The 16867-nt window shown below is 49.4% G+C and carries 11 protein-coding genes; 8 read left to right on the top strand and 3 right to left on the bottom strand.

Annotation, left to right across the window (positions count from 1 at the left end):
• Nucleotides 1–30: 30 nt before the first annotated feature.
• The 3 genes from mnmG (at nt 31) to uvrC (ending at nt 4964) form a co-directional block, all read left to right on the top strand.
• On the top strand, nt 31–1902 hold the full coding sequence (gene mnmG, locus J5A66_RS00300; RefSeq protein WP_211790518.1) for a tRNA uridine-5-carboxymethylaminomethyl(34) synthesis enzyme MnmG: 1872 nt from the start codon (nt 31–33) through the stop codon (nt 1900–1902).
• A gap of 98 nt (nt 1903–2000) precedes the next feature.
• Nucleotides 2001–2531 carry an adenine phosphoribosyltransferase gene (locus J5A66_RS00295; RefSeq protein WP_211790517.1) on the top strand — a complete coding sequence of 177 codons (531 nt, stop codon included), beginning with the start codon at nt 2001–2003 and terminating at the stop codon, nt 2529–2531.
• A 603-nt stretch (nt 2532–3134) separates the two neighbouring features.
• On the top strand, nt 3135–4964 hold the full coding sequence (gene uvrC / locus J5A66_RS00290; protein WP_211790516.1) for an excinuclease ABC subunit UvrC: 1830 nt from the start codon (nt 3135–3137) through the stop codon (nt 4962–4964).
• A 423-nt stretch (nt 4965–5387) separates the two neighbouring features.
• Here uvrC and J5A66_RS00285 read toward each other — a convergent pair whose 3' ends face one another.
• The 3 genes from J5A66_RS00285 to J5A66_RS00275 are packed head-to-tail and all read right to left on the bottom strand — an operon-like array spanning nt 5388 to nt 11341.
• Nucleotides 5388–6599 carry a hypothetical protein gene (locus tag J5A66_RS00285; RefSeq protein WP_211790515.1) on the bottom strand — a complete coding sequence of 404 codons (1212 nt, stop codon included), beginning with the start codon at nt 6597–6599 and terminating at the stop codon, nt 5388–5390.
• Nucleotides 6600–6623: 24 nt separating this feature from the next.
• Nucleotides 6624–8084: a RagB/SusD family nutrient uptake outer membrane protein gene (locus J5A66_RS00280; RefSeq protein ID WP_211790514.1), complete on the bottom strand. Its 1461-nt coding sequence runs from the start codon at nt 8082–8084 to the stop codon at nt 6624–6626.
• A gap of 29 nt (nt 8085–8113) precedes the next feature.
• A complete protein-coding gene (locus J5A66_RS00275) occupies nt 8114–11341 on the bottom strand; it encodes a SusC/RagA family TonB-linked outer membrane protein (RefSeq protein WP_211790513.1) in 3228 nt (1075 codons plus the stop codon).
• Between the two features lie 442 nt (nt 11342–11783).
• On the opposite strand from J5A66_RS00275, the gene dtd reads away from it, so the two are divergent.
• The 5 genes from dtd (at nt 11784) to J5A66_RS00250 (ending at nt 16730) form a co-directional block, all read left to right on the top strand.
• Complete coding sequence (gene dtd, locus J5A66_RS00270) at nt 11784–12236, top strand: D-aminoacyl-tRNA deacylase (protein ID WP_211790512.1); 453 nt, start codon at nt 11784–11786, stop codon at nt 12234–12236.
• A 133-nt stretch (nt 12237–12369) separates the two neighbouring features.
• Nucleotides 12370–12711 (top strand): nucleotide pyrophosphohydrolase, encoded by a 342-nt coding sequence (locus tag J5A66_RS00265; RefSeq protein ID WP_211790511.1) that lies wholly within the window; start codon nt 12370–12372, stop codon nt 12709–12711.
• 113 nt (nt 12712–12824) lie between these two features.
• Nucleotides 12825–13763: a deoxyribose-phosphate aldolase gene (gene deoC, locus J5A66_RS00260; protein ID WP_211790510.1), complete on the top strand. Its 939-nt coding sequence runs from the start codon at nt 12825–12827 to the stop codon at nt 13761–13763.
• Between the two features lie 112 nt (nt 13764–13875).
• Nucleotides 13876–15258, top strand: a complete 1383-nt coding sequence (locus J5A66_RS00255) for a GDSL-type esterase/lipase family protein (protein WP_211790509.1) — start codon at nt 13876–13878, stop codon at nt 15256–15258.
• A complete protein-coding gene (locus tag J5A66_RS00250) occupies nt 15255–16730 on the top strand; it encodes an MBOAT family protein (RefSeq protein ID WP_211790508.1) in 1476 nt (491 codons plus the stop codon). Before J5A66_RS00255 ends, J5A66_RS00250 begins: the two co-directional genes overlap by 4 nt.
• Nucleotides 16731–16867 lie beyond the last annotated feature (137 nt).

The raw sequence follows: 16867 nt of genomic DNA, 5'->3' as shown, positions 1-16867 counted from the left end.
ATCAACCCAACAGAAACCCACTTCAAAAGAATGAATTTCAACTACGATGTGCTCGTCATCGGCGGTGGTCATGCCGGCTGCGAAGCCGCAACGGCAGCTGCTAACTTAGGGGCCAAGACGTGCCTGGTGACCATGGACATGAACAAACTGGCACAAATGAGCTGCAATCCGGCCATAGGCGGCATCGCTAAGGGGCAGATTGTACGTGAAATCGACGCTTTGGGAGGACACATGGGCATGGTGACCGATGCCACATCGATACAGTTTCGGATGCTCAACCGAGGCAAAGGACCCGCCGTTTGGAGCCCAAGGGCGCAGTGCGATCGAGGGAAATTCATTTGGAAATGGCGCGAAGTGCTCGACAAAACTCCTCTTCTCGACATCTGGCAAGACCAAGCCGACGAGCTCTTAGTGAAAGACGGCGAGGCCATTGGCGTGAAAACGGTGTGGGGAGCTACGTTCTACGCAAAGAGTATCATTGTTACGGCAGGCACTTTTCTCAATGGTTTGATGCACGTGGGCAAGATCCGGATTCCCGGAGGCCGATGTGCAGAACCTGCTGTCTATCGTTTCAGCGAGAGCATTGCCCGCCATGGCATCCGAGTAGGCCGTATGAAGACGGGCACTCCGGTGCGTATCGATGCCCGCAGCGTACACTTCGAAGACCTGGAACGGCAGGAGGGAGAAACCGATTTCCATCAGTTCAGCTACATGGGCACACCTCGCGCCCTGCAACAACTGCCCTGCTGGACCTGCTACACCACCCCCGAAGCACACGAAACCTTAAGAAAAGGATTGGCAGAATCGCCCCTTTTCAACGGACAAATTCAGAGCACAGGCCCTCGCTACTGCCCTTCCATCGAAACAAAACTCGTCACCTTCCCCGATAAAGACCAACATTCGCTCTTTCTCGAACCCGAGGGAGAGAACACCACAGAGATGTATCTCAACGGATTTTCCTCGAGTATGCCCATGGAAGTGCAACTCAACGCTCTGAAAAAGATACCGGCTCTGCGCGAGGCAAAGGCCTATCGCCCAGGCTATGCCATAGAATACGACTACTTCGATCCCACCCAATTGGCGCATTCTCTTGAGTCGGAAGTAGTGAAAGGCTTATTCTTTGCGGGACAAGTGAATGGCACTACAGGCTACGAAGAGGCCGGAGGACAAGGCCTTGTGGCAGGTATCAACGCAGCATTGCGCTGCCATGACACTGCACCCTTTGTGATGGCACGAGACGAAAGCTATATTGGCGTCCTCATAGACGACCTGACAACGAAAGGCGTCGACGAGCCTTACCGCATGTTTACCTCAAGAGCCGAATACCGAATTCTGCTCCGACAGGATGATGCAGACGCCCGTTTAACCGAACGTTCCTATGCTTTGGGCCTGGCAACACGCAGTCGCTACGACCACTGGAACGAGAAAAAAGAAGCCATCGGAAGAATCATCGATTTTTGTAACACCACTTCGGTGAAACCGAAAGAAATCAATACAGCCCTCGAACAGATAGGAACCACTCCGCTACACGAGAGCTGTAAGGTGGCCGATCTTATCGCTCGGCCGCAAATCGGCTTAACAATACTCGCCGAGATACTGCCCGAACTGAACGCCGTTGTTAACAAACCGACCAACAGAAAAGACGAAATCATCGAGGCAGCAGAGATCAAAATGAAGTATAAAGGCTATATAGAACGCGAGCGTATCGTAGCCAACAAGATGCACAGACTGGAAGACATTAAGATAAAAGGGCACTTTAATTATGCCGAATTACATGAAATTTCCACCGAAGGACGGCAGAAATTAGAGCGAATCAACCCAGAAACGCTCGCCCAGGCCTCACGAATCCCTGGCGTTTCTCCCAGTGACATCAACGTATTATTAGTTTTGATGAATCGATAAGCGAGAAGAAATACGTGCAAAAAGAAGATTTTTAAAAGAAAAGGAACCCGTTTCACGTGAAACAAAAGATAACAAAATAGAAACATAACTTACTGTAAATGAATAACAAACTATTGCTGGACAATCTGCGTTGCATACCAGATTGGCCGAAGAAAGGGATTAATTTTAGAGATGTAACCACGCTCTTTAAAAACCCAGAGTGTATCAAACTCATCACAGATGAGATGTATGAATTGTACAAAGACAAAGGTATCACGAAGATTGTTGGTATCGAATCGCGCGGATTTGTTATGTCTTCAGCACTCGCTATCCGTTTAGGCGCTGGTATTGTCTTATGTAGAAAGCCCGGAAAGCTACCTTGCGAAACCGTGCAAGAAAGCTACCAAAAGGAGTATGGCACCGATACCATCGAGATTCATAAAGATGCCATCAACGAAAACGACGTCATTCTGCTGCACGACGACCTCCTTGCAACCGGCGGAACCATGAAGGCGGCCTGCGATTTGGTGAAGAAATTTCACCCCCAAAAAGTGTATGCCAACTTTATTATCGAACTGGTGAACGAGAATTTAAATGGTCGTGAGGCTTTCGATCGCGACATCGAGATCTCCGCTCTCATACAAGTGTAAGGGCACAAAAGAAGATTTGAGCAAGGATTCGGCTTGCCTTTGCGAAACATCGCACCAGGAATCGCGCCACAGAAACATTGCTCACATCTATAAAAGGCAATCAGCTTGCCGACAACGAGAATATCGAACAACAGGGAGAAGCCTATCCAACCTCTACCCTACACCCCTCGATATTCTCGTTATTCGTTGTTGCATATTCATCGCTCGTAAAGCATCGAAAGCCAGGTGGAAAAGAAAGCGGTTTGCAAAAGCTAAGGTTTTGGCATGCAAAAGCTAAGAAAACGAGTTGCAAAAGCTTAGCTTTTAGAAGGCGAAAGCTTAGCTTTTGAAAAACAGAAGTTGCACCCTCGAAAGCCAGCACCTCAGACGTAAGCATCCCAACTACCCTCTCTCCACCCTCACAACCTCATCTACAGCAGAACGACAACAAAGAAAGGACGTCTCCATGATCACCCCTTCACCCTTCGAAAGAAAACCTATCGCGATGTAACCTTTCAGAACGTGCCACCTGATCGACTTCCTTTCGATTACCGAAAGAATCAAATTGGTTTCACGTGAAACAAGAAATCTCAAAACGCCTTTAAACAAAGGGAAAAACAGAATATGACGAAAGAAGAAAACGAAAAACGATTAGAACGACTCAAAAGCATTGTAGCGAGTTTGCCCGACAAGCCCGGCAGTTATCAGTTTTACGATTCGGAACACACCATTATCTATGTAGGGAAGGCGAAGAATCTGAAGAGCCGAGTGTCAACTTACTTTCATAAGGAGGTAGACCGGCTAAAAACAAAAATCCTGGTGAGCAAGATTCACGACATCTCTTACACCGTTGTCAATACCGAAGAGGATGCGTTGCTGCTGGAGAACAGTCTGATCAAGAAGTATAACCCTCGTTACAATGTGCTGTTAAAAGACGGAAAGACCTATCCCAGCATTTGTATCACCAACGAACTCTTACCGCGCATCTTCAAAACCCGGAAGATTGACAAGCGAATGGGTAGCTTTTATGGGCCGTATAGCCACATCCCCACGATGAATGCTCTGCTCGAGCTCATCTATAAGCTGTATAAGCCTCGCGCATGTCTCTTTCCTATCACGCCAGAAACCATCAAAGCACACAAGCACAAGGCTTGTCTTAAATTCCATCTTCACAGCTGCGATGGGCCTTGCATTGGCAAACAAAGCATTGAGACCTATCGAGAGAACATCAAACAGGCACGCGAAATCTTGAAAGGAAACACCCGAAGCGTATGCAAAATGCTGTTCGAGCAGATGCAACAGAAGGCCGAAGAACTGAAATTCGAGGAGGCTGAAGAACTGAAAAAGAAGTATTTGCTTCTCGACAACTATTGCGCCAAGAGCGAAGTGGTGAGCTATCATATCGGCGACTTAGACGTTTTCTCTATCGTAGAGGATGATTTAAGGCATACGGCGTTCATCAATTACCTGCACGTGAAGAACGGAACGGTGAACCAAAGCTTTACCTTCGAATTCAAACGCAAGCTGGAGGAGGAACTTCAAGACATCTTGGCCTCTGCCATCCCCGAGATACGGGAGCGTTTCGACAGTTCTGCCAAAGAGGTTCTTGTGCCTTTCAATATGGAATGGAGCCTGCAAGGGGTGACCTTCACCGTACCCACGCGGGGCGACAAAAAACGTTTGATGGAGCTATCGGAGATGAATGGCAAACAATATCAGTTCGACAGGCTCAAACAAACCGAAAAGCTCAATCCCGAACAGAGGTCTATCCGCCTGATGAAAGAGCTGCAAGCCAAACTCCGCCTGTCCAAGATGCCCTATCACATCGAGTGTTTCGACAACTCGAACTTGGGCGGAACAAATGCCGTGGCGGGCTGTGTAGTCTTCAAAGGGATGAAGCCCAGCAAACGAGATTACCGCAAGTTCAACATCAAAACCGTGCAGGGTCCCGACGATTATGCTTCGATGCAAGAAGTGGTTCGCCGTCGGTACACTCGCATGCTGGAAGAAAACACGCCCCTACCCGACCTCATCATCACCGACGGAGGCAAGGGACAGATGAGCGTTGTGCGCGAGGTGATTGTAGACGAGCTCCACCTCGACATCCCCATTGCCGGACTGGCAAAAAACGATCGCCATCAAACCAACGAGTTGCTCTTCGGTTTTCCACCCGAGGTAGTGGGTCTCGACGTGAAGAGCGAACTGTTCCATGTACTCAAATTGCTGCAAGATGAGGTGCATCGTTACGCCATTACGTTCCATCGAGACAAACGAAGCAAACAGGCCTTACACTCCGAACTGGACGACATCAAAGGCATTGGACCAAAGACAAAAGAGGTCTTGATGAAGCATTTCAAGACAGTGAGGGCCATTAAAGACACTGATTTACAAACTCTTACAGCCGTTATCGGACAGAAAAAGGCTCAATTTGTGTATTCTTTCTTTCATTCTTAACTCCTCAAAGAGCCATTAACGCCGGCAGCATACACTCATTCGGGATGAGCAACGCCTGTACAACAGGGGTTGCTCATCCCGAATTTGTATATGGAATCGATCGAGAAAAGAGTCGTCACGCTGTTGTTTGCAGAGAAATAGGTGAATCTATTCCAGCTCTAAAGTAAAAGATAGACAGACTCAAAACAAAATGCGAAAATAGGATAGATAACTCAGTGGTTTTCAATGGCTTACAAAGTGTTTTTCAAAAGCTTAGCTTTTACCTTCCGTTTTCTTAGCTTTTGGAAGGCATTTTCTTAGCTTTTGCCTTTCAAAAGCTAAGAGATGACTTTGAGAAACAGAGTGGACAGGAGAGTCAGAACAAACGTTCTGCGTCATCATCCGTTATGAAACGATGACGCAGAACACTTGTTGGGATGGTCATTAAGGCGTTACACCCTGCTGTCTATAAGGACAATCTTTAATGACTTGACGAATGCGCAGCACCTGATCTCGGCTCACCGACACGCCGGTAGAATTGCGATCCATGATGTTATACGAGTTGAATGTGTATTGCAAACCCGATTGATCCAGTGGGATAGACTGCTTTTCTACCGTTCCGTTCGATGTGAAATAAGGCAGTGTGTCGGGACAATAGTCTACATCCTTTTCCTTATTGTATTTCGTGGGATTGATGCCCGTCTCGAGCAAGCCATAGAATCGACCCAGCATGCGTGTGAAAGGCCGCGACTCGTAGCCTGTTTTCTGCTGATAGACGTCGGCAAAAGTCATGGCGATACCCACCTCGTTGGGTTCGAGATTGGTTATATCGGAGAGTGCGTTGACCTTCTCGAAGTCGATGCCCGGTATATCGTTTGGATTGCCAAAGGTATATTGTGGATGGATTCTATCTTCCCTCAGCCGCCACCTTACAGTGTTCATCAGCCACACATACAGCACTTTATCGCAACCCGAGAGAAGCTTGTCCTGAATGTATTTCTCGGGCGTTTCGGCCTCCTCGTCGGTGATTTTCACCGTCTGATAGTCTTTTACGTAAAACTGCATAGCGGCATTGCAGCCATTGGGAGCAGGCATCAACGTGCCCGAGAAGGCTTTGTTGGCCTGCTCGACCATCTGCTGCAACAGTTCGAGAGAGATGTTCTCCATCTGCGTTTTGGTTTGTTCGGTATACAAAGAGACGAACACAATGGGCACGCGCAGCGGCGTAAGCGAGAGCGAAACAGGCTGTCGCAGAGCCACTTTCACCTGCGGGGCACGCACTCGATCAAGGGTTGCCGTGAAGCTAATGCTGTCGTTATGCGCGGTGGTGGTATAGGTTTCGTTGGCCCGAAAGGTCTTACCGTCCGAGCTGGTGATGGTGATTTCGTTAAGCGGAACACGCTCGTCGAGCAGCTGAACCTCCACCGTATCCACTTGATAGTAGCAGCGAACGAGGAAACGCAGCTCGCTTTTCCCGTCGGCATTTAGCACCCTACTGTTGGGCGAAACTTCCATTCTCACAATCCCTTCTGCCCCTATTCGCTGCGTCTCCATAAAACTGACGTCGCGGCTACAACCGTTGATCAACCATACGATACAGAGCAAAACAAGCAGCAAAAGACCGCCTTTCAATTGATGAAAAGCTTTGTTTGTCATTCTATCTTTCATATTATCAACCTATTAAAAGTTATTCCAACCAGGATTTTGTTCAATGTCGTTGTCTTTCAACTCTGCGTTTTTGGGCAGCGGAAAGGTGTATCTAAAGTCGCCTTTCTCGAGCCGATACACCTTGTCCGGTCCCTTTTTGCTGGGCACACGGTGGGTTACGGGCACCTCTAAACGGTGGATGTCGAGCCAGCGCATGTAGGGCTCGAAGCAGAATTCGCGGCGACGCTCGTCGAGAATGGTCTGCAACAGGTGCTCGTTATCTGGTGCCGTATAGGCGGTGTAACGTGTAGCGGCAAACTGGGCCAGCGTGTTTTGCGCCGCAGAAAGATGGCCTTGGCGGGCTTCAGCCTCAGCAACGATGAGTTTCATCTCGGCTCCTGAACAGAGCGTATACTGGAAATAAGAATACGGGAAGTCGCTCTCGTAGCGATAGATGCTCTTGTCGCTCTCGAAGAAAAGCTTCTTGCGGCGGTCGTTATCGGCATAAAGCGCATAGAGATCGTCTGATGGAAACTGCGGAATGCCATAGTAAGGATTGCCCACAATGTCCTGCAATCTGTTGCCATCATTGTAGATAAAGACAATCGGGGCATAGGGTTTGGTGAAGATGGCTTCGAAATCGTCGCCCTTTTGTGCTGCAAACTTCACCAAATCGGCACTGATACCGGCATCCAACACAGCCTGTGCATGCTGCGAAGCCTTGGCATAATCACCCTCGGCTTTGGCTCCCGAGTCGCCTTTATAGAGATAAACCTGCGCCAGAAGACCGTGAATGAAGGTCTTGTTGTAGAACACACTATAGCCTTTAACGGGCTGTGCAGTGTAGGCCAAGACTGCTTCCAGCTCGGAAATAATGAAATTGTAGTTCTCCGTTTGCGATTTTCGTGAGGCATCATACGTACCTACTTTGTCGGGATCGGTGTTGAGCGGCAGACCCAATCGGTTGTTATGATAGGGCGAGAAGAGCTGCAACAGTCTGAAAAAGCAGAACGCACGCATCACACGAGCTTCTCCGGCCACTTGCTCGTTCTCTGCTTCCACGGCCGAACGGTGCTTGTTCAGTTCGGCTAAGACGATGTTATAGAAGCCGATGGCTTGGAAATAAGTCTTCCAAATGGTCTCATGTATCTCGGGATGTTTCCATTCCAGCGAGTTGTTAAAGTCTCCGCGGTTATTTCGTCCGCCCCAGTTGTCGAGGTAATGTTCCAGATTGCAATCGTCCGAATAGAAGTATGTAATCAGGTTTCCCTCGTAAGCGAGCAGCACATTGGGTGCCGAAGAGAGGTAGCGCGAACCTTCTACATAGTTTCGTAGATGTCCGCCCAGAAGGCGTTTCACGTCCAAATAGCTGTTGATGCTCAACTGGTTGGTGGGTTCTACATAAAGAAAGTCGCGGCACGAACCCAGTAATGCCAGTGCAACGAGCAGCCAAGCACACGTCGCCAGTCGGTATTTTACGATTAAATGTTTCATCTTTTGTTTCTTGATAAAGTTCAACATCGTTAGAATCCCACGTTCAACGTGAGACTGTAAGTGCGTGTAGAAGGATAAGAAAGGCTGCCCATCGAAGCCGGATCAATGCCTGTAAAGCTCGTCAGGGTGAAGAGATTGCTCACCGATAGAGCTACTCTCGCACTGCGCAAGGCCAGCATCCGGCAGAGGTTTTCCCGGAGACGGTAGCCCAGACTGAGGTGATTGCAACGCAAATAGTCGCCCTTTTCCAGCGAGACATCAAAGCGATACTGATTGTAAGCCATGTTGTTGTTATTAATTTCGGGGAACTCAGACACATCGCCCGGTGCTCTCCAACGATACTTTGCAGCTACATATCGATTGTGAGAGTTGTATGCATCCTGCCCCATTTGCGAGGCAACAGAGGGGATAAGATGGCCGGCTTGGAACTCAAAACTGGCTGTCAGCTCGAAATCGCGCCATCTTACGTCGGTAGAAAAGCCACCCGTCGTGGTGGGAATCGACTCTCCCAGATAGCTCATCGGCGGTGTTTTCAGTTTCAAGGTCGCATTGTTGAGCAAGTCCATGTCCACCTTCGAGCCATCCGCAGCATAGGCAAGGGTGTGTCCATCGGCAGGATTGATGCCTGCAAATCTATATCCAAACCAAGCACCTACGGCGTAATCTTTCACATAAACATTACCGCTTCGCGCCAGGGTAACGTTGTTTTTGGGCACCTCTGCCAAGTTGTTGTAGAACGTTTTCGTGACGATATTCTTATTAAAGCTGATGTTTCCGCGCAACACCCATTCGAAATCGCGCAGTCTGAGAGGAGTTATCCCGAGATCAAATTCCCATCCACGATTCACCAAATTGGCCACATTCTGCTTGATTGAGCCCATTCCCGACGAATAAGGCAGCGACCGATGGTCGAGCAAATCAATGACTTTGTTGTTATAATAGTTGATATTCAGAACGATTCGGTTGTCCCACAGCGTCGATTCAAGACCGATATTGAAGTCTTTCTTTGTCTGCCACTTGATGTTAGGATTCGCTTTGGTGTAGGAAGTAGGTACCACCAATCCGCCATAAGGTCGGGTATCGCTGAGCGTCATCGTGACAAACGGCAGCGCATTATAGTCGATACTGCCCGTATAGCCATAGCCCATGCGCAGCGAAAGGAAGTTAATGAAATCGGTTTTAACGAATTTCTCCTTATAGATATTCCATCTTGCCGACACATTCCACAAGGGAGTGAATTGGTTTTGATTGCCAATGATGTCGGCCCCATCGTATCTTGCCGAAGCATTGAGCACGTAGCGGTCGGCAAAAGAATAGGTTCCGTTGGCGAAGAACGACGACATTTTCGACTGATATTTAGCCGTTCCGCCCAGGTCGTCGAAAGGAAACGTGTTCATATCCGTGCCCTTCGGCACCTGCGGAAAGCCCACAATGCGGTGCACACGGTCGAACTGCGGCGAATAATTATACGAGCTATAGTTCATGTTCGACGTGATTTCCTGCCCCGCAATCAGCTCGATGCCATGTTGTGCACCGAAATCTTTGGCATAAGAAAGCATGTTTCGCCAGGTCAGAGCATCGGTGTTGTAGTGGCCTTCGCGCAGCGAACCCAACACATGACTGGGCAAAACCTCGTTACCCGAGATATATTTCGCTTCCCAGTTGTTGCGCATATTGGTGTAAGTACCGGCCCCTTCTTCGCGTCGGGAAGAAGAGCTGGAGAGCGAAAACGAGGCTTGCGAACTGTAGACCAATCCCGGAACGGGCATCTGCCACATGAGTTTCACGTTGAGCGAAGCCCCCAAATAGCGTTTAGATTGTTGGTTTTCCATCATCTCCCGTCGCATGTTGAGCGTCTCCCAGCGCAGTCCTGGCCGGATACGGCTTAGCGTCATGTCCCAGCTTTGGTCGTATCCGTCGGGCGTTTCATAGGGGTTAGCATAGTAGGCATACTCCATCGGCGAGATATACGAAGCCGTATGGCGGTCGGTGCGATAGGTAGCGGCGAGGATAGTTTGCAGCGTCAGCCTACTGGAAAAGTGATGATAGAGCTTACTACTGAAAGTGATGCGCTTATAGTTGTTATTGAGTTCGGTACCATTCTGATTGAGAAGGGTGAACGAATTGTAGAATTGCGTGCGTTTCGAGCCGCCCGACAGACTGAGATTGGCCTGTTGCGTGCTGGCCAACCGATAGAGCACGCGGAACCAATCGGTGTGAATTCCCCGCAGGGCAGCTATCTCCCGGTCGGCCTCAGCCTGTGTAAGAGCCCCGTTCTTCACACGGTTGAGCAGCGAAGAGACCCGTCCCACGCGGTCGAACTCTCCGTCGAGAAACATCTCTCGTTCAAAGTCTATCTTCTCGTCGGTGTTCATCATGCGGATATTGCTATAGGGACGCTCCGTCACTCCGAAGTAAAGCGAGGCATTGTAGCTGGGCTTTCCCTCGCGCCCACTTTTGGTTTTCACCACAATCACACCGTTAGCAGCGCGTGCTCCATATATCGCAGTGGCGGCGGCATCTTTGAGAACGGTAATCGACTCAATGTCACTGGGCGGTATATCGCCGATTCCCGTCTGCGTGACAAGGCGTTGCAGGTCGCTGCTATTGCTCACACTGGGAGCCATTCCGTTAAGCGGCATCCCGTCGACAATCCATATCGGGTCGGTGCTTCCCGTGATAGAGTTGGCTCCACGCACACGTATCGTGGCATCAGCACCCGGCCTTCCGTTGTAAGAAGTCACCACACCCGACATCGTTCCACGCAAAACCTGGTCCATCGAGCGTACATCCATCTTGGCGATGTCCGAACTTTTGATGACCGATACCGATCCCGTCATTCGCGGACGACGCACATCCTGATAGCCCGTCACCACCACTTCGCCGATGCTATTGTCGGCCTCTTCGAGCACAATGTTCAGCGGTTTGCCCTCGTTAGGCACCGTGGCCGTCTTCATTCCGAGAAAAGACACCTCCAACAAGGCTTTCAACGGCACGCCCTCTAAGGCAAAAGCACCCGTTTTATCGGTAGCCGTCAGCAGGGCCGAACCCGTCACACGCACCACGGCCCCTATGATAGGCTCACCGTTTACGTCGACAACCACCCCCCGGACCACCACCTTTTCAGGGCTTGCCTGGCGTACATCATGCGCAGCATAAGCCGCTTGCGGAGCAAAATTCAGAGGTAAACAAAGGCAGCACAGTGCCAAAGCATTGGTTTTCCATCCGCCAAATAAAGAACAATCATTCCTTCTCATAGGCTTTGTTGATTAAGAAATAAAAAATTAACTACTAAAAACAATATAATGTCGCAAATGTATAACATATTCGAGATATGTACAACTAAATCATTAGAAAATAGCATCAATATGCTAAAAAATCAATTTTTCTGCCCTCTTCTTTTAACGATTGAAAACCGATGTCTTTGCGATGATTTTGCAAAAACTAAGCAAACGCATACCAAAAACTAAGAAAACGACGTGTAAAAGCTAAGAAAACAGCATGTAAAAGCTAAGCTTTTGGAAACAATTTTGTAACTTCTTGTTTTTCAAGTAGATAGAAACGTTTGTTTTTTCTCTTCCTAACAACTCGTTGCAGACGGTGCCTTTCGGTGAGTTTCTGCGTTTTGAGAGGCGGAAATCTTTTGCCGTTCCGGCGATTTTATCTAATTTTGCACAACGGAATCCATCAATAGTTCGTATGCGAGTAGTCGTTCAACGTGTTTCGCACGCCTCAGTCAGCATTCACCAAGAGGTGAAATCGGCCATCCAAAGAGGCCTTCTCGTGCTCTTAGGCATCGGACATGACGATACCCAAGCAGACATTGCCTTGCTCGTAAAGAAGATAAGCCATCTGCGTATCTTCGACGATGACAACGGCGTGATAAACCTTTCGGTGCGCGATATAGACGGAGACGTGCTCGTTGTGAGCCAATTCACGCTCATGGCCAGCTGCAAAAAGGGCAATCGACCTTCGTACATCGCTGCCGCACGACCCGAGATGGCCATTCCTCTCTATGAGAAGTTCTGCCAAGAACTCTCTCTCGCCCTTGGCAAACCCGTGCAAACGGGCTGCTTCGGAGCAGACATGCAAGTGGCCTTGCTCAACGATGGGCCCGTGACCATTTGTATCGATACGAAGGAAGAGGCATGAAACAGCGCAGCAAAAAACTGAAAACAAAATTGTGGAACAGAACATCATCTATCGCCTTAGGGGTTGATCTATGGGTTATCTTCCTATTGTTCATTTTGTTTTTCTCTCTGTTGTTTCCCCTAAAAGAGTTGACATGACAAAAGAAAAATTAACTTTAGTCGGCGCACAACAGCTGGTCGACCAATGGATCAAGCAGTACGGCGTGCGCTATTTCTCCGAATTGACCAATCTGGCAGTACTTACCGAGGAGGTAGGAGAACTGGCCCGGGTGATGGCACGCACGTATGGCGACCAGAGTTTTAAGGCCGGAGAGAAGGCCAACCTTGGCGACGAAATGGCTGATGTGCTGTGGGTGCTGCTGTGTTTGGCCAATCAAACGGGTGTGAATCTCGAGGAAGAGCTCCTCAAAAACATCGAGAAAAAAACGCAGAGAGACTGCAATAGACATATTCATAACAAGAAGTTGACAAATTAACGAGTGAACAAGTAGACAAGGAAGTTGGTCTATGAGCAACCTCATTGCGACAAAACAAACCTCCTTGTCCACTTGTCCACTCCTTCATTCGTCAATTCCAACAACACATAACAATGTCAGAACATCATCATTGTGCTTGCGGTCACGAGCACCACGAACACAACACAGAGACCAACAAGTATGAAGCCGTCTTGGCACAGTATGCAACACAGATGGACGACGCTGAGGTACAGGCTTCCGTTAAGAAAATCATCGCCGAGAAAGTGCATGAAAACGACACGGCCGAAGTGAAGCGATTCCTCTTCGGAAGCATCGAGCTCACTTCGCTCAACACCACCGATTCGGATGCAAGCATCCTGGCTTTCACTCAGAAAGTGAACCAATTCGACTCCGCTTATCCCCATCTTCCGCATGTGGCCGCTGTCTGTACCTATCCTTGTTTTGCAGAGGTGGTGAGCGATATGCTCGAGGTAGATGGCGTAGAAGTGACCTGTGTGGCAGGCAGTTTCCCTTCTTCGCAGGCCGTTATCGAAGTGAAAGTAGCCGAAACGGCCCTCGCCGTGCGCGACGGAGCCACCGAAATAGATATCGTTATGCCCGTGGGCAAATTCCTTTCGGGCAACTACGAGGAGCTGTGCGACGACATTTCCGAACTCAAACAGGCCTGTGGCAGTAGACCGATGAAGGTGATTCTCGAGACGGGATGCCTAAAAACGGCTACCCATATCAAAAAGGCCTCATTGCTTTCGATGTATGCCGGGGCCGATTACATCAAGACTTCTACCGGCAAAGAGAAAGTTTCGGCCACGCCCGAGGCGGCCTATGTGATGTGCCAAGCTATCAAAGAGTATCACGAAAAAACGGGTATCCAAATCGGTTTCAAGCCCGCCGGCGGCATCAACACCGTGATGGACGCCATCATTTACTACACCATCGTGAAGGAAGTACTGGGCCAGGAGTGGCTTACCAACAAGTGGTTCCGACTGGGAACAAGCCGTTTGGCCAACATGTTGTTGAGCGAACTCACCGGCGAAGACGTGAAATTCTTCTAAAGACGCTTCACTATCGCAGTTTCAAAACAGGCAGAACGATCGTTGACAGGCAGCGGTCGTTCTGTTATTGTCTGTCTCATCAGTCTCGCAAACCCCACCCCATCATTCACCAATGAACCCCTCTGCGCGAACATTTACCCTCATCTCCCTCATCGTCTCTACGCTGTTGCTGATGCATCAGCTCCCCTCTCTCTCTGTCTGCGACGTCCCTTTGCGACCCGTCAACCTACTGAGTGCTGTGCTTCCCGAGCCCGAAGAGGCCGAGATAGACGTGCCTACGCCCACTCCTTTGCCTCCATCTGCCGTACCGAACAGTCGGAAAGAGGCGATCCACTTTCAAGAAACATGGCCCAAAGGCGTACAACCCATCGTAGATTATTCTGCCGGGAAGGCGGGCGGAATGGAACATTTCTACCGTCAGATGGCACAAATCAAAGCACTCGACAGGCCTGTTCGCATTGCCTATTATGGTGATTCGTATATCGAAGGCGACATTTTGACGGGCGATCTACGCGAACTTTTCCAGCAAACTTATGGTGGAAACGGTGTGGGATGGGTAGATTGCGGATCGCACATCTTGCAAAATCGAGCTTCTATCCGGCAGAAATGCAACGGCATCACCGAGTTTGCAGCCGCCAAAAAGCCTTTCGACAAGAGCCGACAGGGCATTAGCGAGCGATATTTTATCCCAGAGGAAGGAGCATGGGCAAAGACCTCGGGCGTTCGATTCCATCCTCACGCCGCACGATGGACGGTTTCTACACTGTTCTTTCACACCCCAACGGGTCTCACCTTGCAAGCCACCAGCCGAAAAGGACATGGCTTTACACAGACGTTCGACGGCGAAGCAGGAGTGCAGACGGCCGTCCTGACCGACTCGACCAGCAGCATTTCCTACACCTTTAGCCACATAGGAGCCGGCACTTCCCTCTTCGGTATGGCCTTAGAGAGCCGTGAAGGCGTGGTGTTAGACAACTTCAGCATGCGCGCTTCGCCCGGTCTTACGCTGGCACAGGTACCCATCAGCCTGCTGAAAGACTTCAATCGGCTGCGCCCCTACGACCTCATCATTCTGCATTTCGGACTGAATATCGCTACGCCGGGCAATCCTTTGAGCGTGATTCGCCATTATGCGCGCAGCATGGAACGGGTGGTGAGAAATCTGAAAGAGGCTTTTCCGCAGACTTCTATCCTTATCATGAGCGTGCCCGACCGTGATCAGCGCACCCAAGAGGGGCTTCGCACGATGAAAGAGGTGCGACAACTCGTGGCCTTTCAAGAGCAACTGGCAGCCAACACCCAGGTGGCCTTCTTCAATTTCTATGAAGCCATGGGCGGAGCCGAGAGTGTTGCTGCCCTGGTAGAACGGGGAATGGCCAACAAAGACTATACACACCTGAATCATAAGGGTGGAAAAGAACTGGCACAACGCATCTTTCCCTCTTTCAAAGCAGGAATTAAGAACTATCAACAACGAAAAGAACGGCAAAAATGATAGAAAAACTGACCAACGTCTTGACGTATCATCCACAGGAACCGATGATTTTTTCGAGTGCCCTCTTCCTCCTTCTCTTCCTCGGATTCACCTTTATTTATATGTGTTTGCAACGCAAATGCACGGCAAGACTACTCTTCGTCACCGCTTTTTCCTACTATTTCTACTATAAAAGCAGCGGATTCTACTTCTTCCTACTGGCTCTTGTCACCCTGAGCGACTATCTCATTGCTGCCACAATCTATCGTCATCGCACGAGAAGAGGGCTTGGCAAGTGGCTCGTTGCCCTGAGTCTGACGATCGATCTGGGTCTTCTGGCCTACTTCAAGTACACCAATTTCTTTGCAGGAATGGTTGCCCAGCTGCTGAACAACAACTTTCAGCCTTGGGACATCTTTCTTCCCGTGGGCATTAGCTTCTTTACTTTCCAAAGCTTAAGCTACACGATAGACGTCTATCGCGGCGATTTAAAGCCACTATCCAGCATCCTCGACTATGCCTTCTACGTCTCCTTCTTTCCCCAACTCGTAGCCGGCCCGATTGTACGAGCCTCCGACTTTGCCCCACAGATACGCCGTCCGCTCACGATCACCAACGAGATGTTTGCCCGCGGCGTGTATTTCATCCTCATCGGACTGTTCAAAAAGGCTGTCATCAGCGATTATATCAGTCTGAACTTCGTTGATCGTATCTTCGATAATCCCCAACTTTACAGCGGATTGGAGAACCTTCTCGGCCTCTATGGTTATGCCCTGCAAATCTATTGCGACTTCTCCGGCTACTCCGACATGGCCATCGGCATCGCCCTTCTCCTGGGTTTCCACTTCCCGCTCAACTTCAACGCTCCTTATTCGGCCGTTAGCATCACCGATTTTTGGCGTCGTTGGCACATCTCTCTTTCCACTTGGATTCGCGATTACATCTATATCTCGCTGGGTGGAAACCGCAAAGGCAAAGTCAGACAATACGTCAACCTCCTCATCACCATGCTTTTGGGCGGATTGTGGCATGGTGCCAGCCTTCATTTTGTGGCCTGGGGAGGCATGCATGGCTTGGCTTTGGCGGTGCATAAGTTCTTTCGAACCACCATCTTAGGCCGCGATTCGTCCTATCGCAGCCGAGGTCTACGCCGAGGGTTGGGTGTGTTTCTCACGTTCAACTTCGTGTGTTTCACCTGGCTTTTCTTCCGCAACACCTCCTTCGATGCCAGTTTGCTCATGCTCAACCGCATCTTTACCGACTTCCATTCCGAACTTTTCCTCCAAGTGATCATGGGTTATCGCTATGTCTTTGCCCTGATACTGTTGGGTTATGTCACACATTTTATTCCCAATAGTTGGCAAGAGGGCGTGGTTTCCATCCTTGGTCGCACCAACGTCGTGGTGCATGCGCTGTGCATCGTGGCCGTTATCTACATCGTGATACAGGTAAAAAGCAGTACTATCCAGCCCTTCATCTATTTCCAATTCTAACAACCCGTGTTGCAAAAACTAAGAAAACGCACGCCAAAAGCTAAGAAAACAGCCTGCAAAAGCTAAGAAAACGACGTGTAAAAGTTTAGCTTTTGAAATCTGCTTGTTAAGGCAAAGAAAATCAATAGGTTACGACA

This window comes from Prevotella sp. oral taxon 475 (genome assembly GCF_018127805.1).
GTDB lineage: Bacteria > Bacteroidota > Bacteroidia > Bacteroidales > Bacteroidaceae > Prevotella.
The sequence above is the reverse complement of the archived record's forward strand: the minus strand, read 5'-3'. Positions and strand labels throughout refer to the sequence as shown.

Bases quoted from the DNA above. Each gene is read 5' to 3' on its own strand.
- mnmG (WP_211790518.1), top strand. From the start codon at position 31: ATGAATTTCAACTACGATGTGCTCGTCATCGGCGGTGGTCATGCCGGC.
- J5A66_RS00295 (WP_211790517.1), top strand. From the start codon at position 2,001: ATGAATAACAAACTATTGCTGGACAATCTGCGTTGCATACCAGATTGG.
- uvrC (WP_211790516.1), top strand. From the start codon at position 3,135: ATGACGAAAGAAGAAAACGAAAAACGATTAGAACGACTCAAAAGCATT.
- J5A66_RS00285 (WP_211790515.1), bottom strand. From the start codon at position 6,599: ATGACAAACAAAGCTTTTCATCAATTGAAAGGCGGTCTTTTGCTGCTT.
- J5A66_RS00280 (WP_211790514.1), bottom strand. From the start codon at position 8,084: ATGAAACATTTAATCGTAAAATACCGACTGGCGACGTGTGCTTGGCTG.
- J5A66_RS00275 (WP_211790513.1), bottom strand. From the start codon at position 11,341: ATGAGAAGGAATGATTGTTCTTTATTTGGCGGATGGAAAACCAATGCT.
- dtd (WP_211790512.1), top strand. From the start codon at position 11,784: ATGCGAGTAGTCGTTCAACGTGTTTCGCACGCCTCAGTCAGCATTCAC.
- J5A66_RS00265 (WP_211790511.1), top strand. From the start codon at position 12,370: ATGACAAAAGAAAAATTAACTTTAGTCGGCGCACAACAGCTGGTCGAC.
- deoC (WP_211790510.1), top strand. From the start codon at position 12,825: ATGTCAGAACATCATCATTGTGCTTGCGGTCACGAGCACCACGAACAC.
- J5A66_RS00255 (WP_211790509.1), top strand. From the start codon at position 13,876: ATGAACCCCTCTGCGCGAACATTTACCCTCATCTCCCTCATCGTCTCT.
- J5A66_RS00250 (WP_211790508.1), top strand. From the start codon at position 15,255: ATGATAGAAAAACTGACCAACGTCTTGACGTATCATCCACAGGAACCG.